Raw genomic sequence first — 4,409 nt, 5'->3', positions numbered from 1 at the left:
CTGGATAGAAGACCGCGGAGAAGGGCTGGATCAGGAACGGGACGCCCCACACGAGCGCCTCGGCAGCCTGTCCGAACCGCAGAATCAACGCCATCGTGCACATCCCGACCGCCCACCCGAAAAGGACCAGGCTGACGAGGAAGGGCACGAGCGCGAGCCCCACGTCGAAAAGCTGGAACGAATAGAGGACGTAGGCGAGACCGCCGAGCACCACCCCGGTGATCCCAGCCTTGATGACGCCCATCAGGCACGTCGCCAGCACCATCTCCGCGATGCTGATCGGAGCGACGAAGACGTTCAGGATGTTCTTGACCCAGATCTCTTCGGTCAGAGACAGCGTGATCGCCTGCTGCGACCGGTAGAGCACGTCCCAGAAGATCATCCCGCCGAGAAGGTACAAAACCGCCTCCGGCACGACCATCCGGCGCATGTAAGCCGTCAGGAAGCCCCACACCAGCAAGTCCATCACGGGCCAGAAGAACACTTCGCCCGCCCGCGCCAGGCTCCGCCGGTACAGATACAAGTACCGCAGAATCATGGCGCTGACGCGAGTCCACACCTCTCTACTCCCTTGGAACCGACAGGTCGCGGAGCTCGCCGTCCCTGGCAATCGAGATGAAAACCTGCTCGAGCGACTGAGTCCTCGCCTGACTCAGCACGTCCTTGGGTGTGCCTTGCGCGACGATGCGACCACGAGAGAGGAAGAGGACACGGTCGCACATCGCCTCGATCTCATGCATGTTGTGCGAGGTGTAGACCATCGTCAGGCGCCGTTCTTGCCGAAGCCGCGTCAGGATGCCGCGCACCTTCTCGGCGATGTCCGGGTCGAGGCTCGCCGTCGGTTCGTCGAGGAAAAGGACGTCCGGGTCGTTCAGGAACGCTTTGCACAGATTGAGCCGAGTCATCTGTCCCGATGACAAAGCCCCGGTCACTCGGTCGCGCACCTCGGCGATCTCGAACATGCCGAGGAGTTCGTCGATCCGGCGCTGCGCCCGACGGATGCCATACAGCCGGGCGAAGAACGTCAGGTTCTCGCGCGCTGTCAGGTTGCTGGGCAGCGAGATGTAAGCCGAGGAGAAGTTGACACGCTGGAGCACCTGCCGCCGGTGGTTCCGCACGTCCATGCCAAGGACCCGGATATCGCCGGAAGTCGGCGTGGTTAGACCCAGAATCATCTGGATGGTCGTCGTCTTGCCGGCGCCGTTCGGGCCCAGCAAGCCGACGTTCTCGGCTTCAGCGACGTCGAAGGACAGGTCGTCCACAGCGACCACATCGCCGAACCGCTTCGTGAGTCGCTGCACGACGATGGCAGGCTGTGGCATCTGCGGCGAGTGGCTTCCGGGCGAGAAATCTGCGATAATCTGGGCAACGGAACCAGCGATCACGCCGGCGATGGTACGCGATCAACGTTCGCAGATCAAGTCTGCGGCGGCATCCGTCGCCGACCTTTTCAGTGGAGGAACCGATGATGGCGAGAGGAAAGACAGCGCTCCTGATCGCGCTCGGGGCGATCATCGCAGTGCCCGTCTATGCGAAGACGTTGTTCCATGATGACTTCAGCGCCGCGCAGCTCGGGAAGGACTGGCTCACGGAGTACGCTCAGACGGCGGCGGGGGCAGGCAAGCCCAAGTGGGTCCTCAAGGGCGGGGTGCTGAGTCAGACGGAACCCGTGCCTGGCGACACGACCTACGCGGTCATTCAGGGCAAGGGGTGGCCCAACGAATACGGCGTCATGTGCCGCGTTCGGCTCGACGACTGGAAGGACCATGACCGGTCCCGAGCAGGAGTCGGCCTGTGGATCGATCCGAACGACAAGTACAACGGGTATACATGGCTGATCCATGAGCGCCTCGCCGCGACCAACATGGAGTTCCTCAACGACCAGAGGGCATGGTTCAACGGCGAAGCCACCTACCCCGTCGAGGTCGGCAAGTGGTACTGGATCAAGATGTACATCGACAGCAAGACCGTCTACGGCAAGATATGGGATGACGGGAAGGCTGAACCCAAGGAGTGGCTCGACTCGAAGCCCTTCGGCGGTTTCGGCGGGGTCCGGGCGCCGCTGCCCAACGCTGGACTGAACGGCGGAGCGGGTACGCCGGGCTCTGGTCACTCGACGGCGTCGTTCGACGATGTCTTCGTGTTCGACAAGGATGGGCCAGACCCGCTGGCGGTCGATCCGAAGGGACGACTCGCCGTCTCCTGGGGAGAACTCAAGCGGTAGCCGCGTTCGGCGGGACAGCGGCTGGAAGCCAACCGACCGCTGTCCACGCCACGGACCCACGCCAACCGTTAGAGCGCGATCTGCACGTCGAGCCGCCCATCTGACTCGCCGAAGCGTGCTTCCACGCCGAACGTCTCGCGAACCAAGCCCTCGTCCGCCATTGCCCGCGTCGGACCGACGGCGAGCAACTCGCCCTTGCGCAGGAACGCCAGTCTGTCGCAGAACCGGTACGCCAGCCGCAGATCGTGAAGCACAGTCGCAGCGGTCCAGGCGTTCAGTCGCACCATATCCTGGAACGTCTGTAAGATGTCGATCTGGTAGCGCACGTCAAGGTGCGCCGTGGGCTCATCGAGCAGCACGACATGGGCCCGCTGAGCCAGCACCTGGGCGATGAACATGCGCTGCCTCTCTCCGCCGCTCAGCGTGTGCGCCGCCCGGTCGGACAGGTCGTCCAGGCGCATGGCACGCAGCGCATCCAGGGTGATCGATTCGTCGTCGCGTTCCGGCCGGGCATAGATGGGTCGGTGGCAGAACCTGCCCATCGACACGATGTCCCGCACGCTGAGCTCGAGTGTGAAGTCGGTGTACTGAGGAATCACGCCGAGACGCCGCGCGAGCGCTGACCGACTGTAGGACTCGATCGGCCGTCCGTCGAGCGAGACGGCTCCCTCCGACGGGCGCAGCACACCGGAAACGACGCGCAGGAATGTCGTCTTGCCGGCGCCGTTCGCGCCGAGGATGCCGGTGATGGTTCCGTGGGGCAGGAACAAGGACACGTCGCGGAGGATCGTCGAACGGCGTACCGATGCCCAAATGCGCTCTGCGACGAGCGGCGCATCCGTGGGAGCGCTCGACAGCGGCATCTCAGAGATGAAGTGCTCCCTCCGGGTCAGCGTTCGGCGCGTGCGCGACAACCGGCTTGCGTTCCCGCGCACGCCTCCATGTCACGCGCCTCCGATCAACTTCTCGATCTCCGCAGCATCCGGGAACCTGCCCTGCTCGTGCTTCGAGAAGATGACCTTCCCGTCGACGGAGACATCGAACACCCCGCCTGACCCGGGCGTCAGCGTGTGTTCGGCGATCTTGGCGACGCGGTCTCGAAGTATGGCTGCCAAACTGGCAGCGCGGTCCTTGTACCCTCAAGAAGTGCAGTAGCGGATGTCGAGCTTCATCGCACGTCTCCTGATGCGTACGCAGCATCTGAACCGATGTCGCTTGGTCCTTCAGTCGCAAGGTTAGCGAAGCTCCTGGCTCAAGGCAACCAACATCACTGACCTGCTCCGCTAAGTTGGGACAGTGGGCGCGATGAGGAGTATCCACCGTTGATAGGCGTCGCGACGGATGTTCTGCGTCCGTTTGTGCGCGAGGGATCCGATGACGGCTAATCTCGATCCGACGGCGAGCGTGAATCCGTTTGCGCGCGAGGGATCCGATGTTTCAGGAGGACGAAGAGCGGGGAGTAGGACTCCTGTGTTTTTCGCGTAGAGAGCATCTCGCGCCGCTTCGCCCACCAAGTAGCCCAACGCGTACAAGTAGCCCAACGCGTAGGCGATGAGCGTCAAGGCGATCGTCTTCTCCATCCGCTCCCGGCTCTTGTTCATCAGTCTGTCCAGGTGCAGAAGCGACTTCAGGTCTTTGAAACTCTCCTCGATCTTCATGCGCTTCTCGTAGACAGGACTTTCGCTCGTGCATCTATGGGCACACTGAGACTGTCGGAGTCGTCAGTTGCTGCCTCAGATAGTCGTGCAACAGACGCTCCTTGACCTGATAGACGGTGATCGTGCGCCGCTTGGCTTCTTCAAAGAGGGTCACCCACGCGAGGATAGCGCAGTGATATGGTTGCGCTGCGACCGCTGCTTGCGCGCCTGACACCGCTCCACGCCGGTCATCTGCTTTGGTTCCCGATGGTATTGCTCGATCGTCCACCGGTAGCCCAAGATCGACTCGGCTTCCTCCCGACTGTTGAGCGCTAGGTGGTTGGTGATGTGGAACTGCACCTCTACTTCCTTGTCTTCCTTGCCGCCGGAACAGGGGCGGACGATTCGGAAGCCCTTCACTCAACCGAACGCCTTCAGCCAGAGCTGTTGCCCGGTCGTCACCGTTTCCCCCGTCCATTCGAGAGTGTCCACTCGTTGATAGACGCCCGGTTGTCCGGGGACGGAGACTTGGCGGTTGGATTTGATCC

The 4,409-nt window shown here is 62.6% G+C and carries 7 protein-coding genes; 1 reads left to right on the top strand and 6 read right to left on the bottom strand.

All coding sequences use genetic code 11. The features are described 5' to 3' along the window. Positions 1–559 (bottom strand): ABC transporter permease (locus FJZ36_18200; protein ID MBM3216831.1); only part of this gene is annotated, 559 nt, incomplete at its 3' end. Positions 560–563: 4 nt separating this feature from the next. Next, the gene (locus FJZ36_18195) at positions 564–1,322 is read right to left on the bottom strand and encodes an ABC transporter ATP-binding protein (GenBank protein ID MBM3216830.1); all 759 of its coding nucleotides are present in this window, start codon (positions 1,320–1,322) and stop codon (positions 564–566) included. A 146-nt stretch (positions 1,323–1,468) separates the two neighbouring features. Here FJZ36_18195 and FJZ36_18190 point away from each other — a divergent pair, with 146 nt between their 5' ends. Then, positions 1,469–2,224, top strand: a complete 756-nt coding sequence (locus FJZ36_18190; GenBank protein ID MBM3216829.1) for a hypothetical protein — start codon at positions 1,469–1,471, stop codon at positions 2,222–2,224. A 68-nt stretch (positions 2,225–2,292) separates the two neighbouring features. Here the strand turns inward: FJZ36_18190 and FJZ36_18185 are convergent, their stop codons facing one another. From FJZ36_18185 to FJZ36_18170, 4 genes are all read right to left on the bottom strand, one after another. Further along, on the bottom strand, positions 2,293–3,138 hold the full coding sequence (locus FJZ36_18185) for an ABC transporter ATP-binding protein (GenBank protein MBM3216828.1): 846 nt from the start codon (positions 3,136–3,138) through the stop codon (positions 2,293–2,295). 30 nt (positions 3,139–3,168) lie between these two features. Continuing rightward, positions 3,169–3,339, bottom strand: coding sequence for a SelT/SelW/SelH family protein (locus FJZ36_18180; protein ID MBM3216827.1), 171 nt, complete (start codon positions 3,337–3,339; stop codon positions 3,169–3,171). Positions 3,340–3,507: 168 nt separating this feature from the next. Further along, positions 3,508–3,882 carry a transposase gene (locus FJZ36_18175; protein ID MBM3216826.1) on the bottom strand — a complete coding sequence of 125 codons (375 nt, stop codon included), beginning with the start codon at positions 3,880–3,882 and terminating at the stop codon, positions 3,508–3,510. Between the two features lie 150 nt (positions 3,883–4,032). Then, positions 4,033–4,281, bottom strand: a complete 249-nt coding sequence (locus FJZ36_18170) for a transposase (GenBank protein MBM3216825.1) — start codon at positions 4,279–4,281, stop codon at positions 4,033–4,035. Between the last annotated feature and the right edge of the window lie 128 nt (positions 4,282–4,409).

It is taken from the genome of Candidatus Poribacteria bacterium (assembly GCA_016866785.1).
Taxonomy (GTDB): domain Bacteria; phylum Poribacteria; class WGA-4E.
Note: the sequence above shows the minus strand (reverse complement) of the source record. Positions and strands in the feature narration are given on the sequence as shown.

Excerpts from the sequence above, each read along its gene's own strand:
- FJZ36_18175 (MBM3216826.1), bottom strand. The coding sequence starts at position 3,882 with ATGAAGATCGAGGAGAGTTTCAAAGACCTGAAGTCGCTTCTGCACCTG.
- FJZ36_18190 (MBM3216829.1), top strand. The coding sequence starts at position 1,469 with ATGGCGAGAGGAAAGACAGCGCTCCTGATCGCGCTCGGGGCGATCATC.
- FJZ36_18195 (MBM3216830.1), bottom strand. The coding sequence starts at position 1,322 with ATGCCACAGCCTGCCATCGTCGTGCAGCGACTCACGAAGCGGTTCGGC.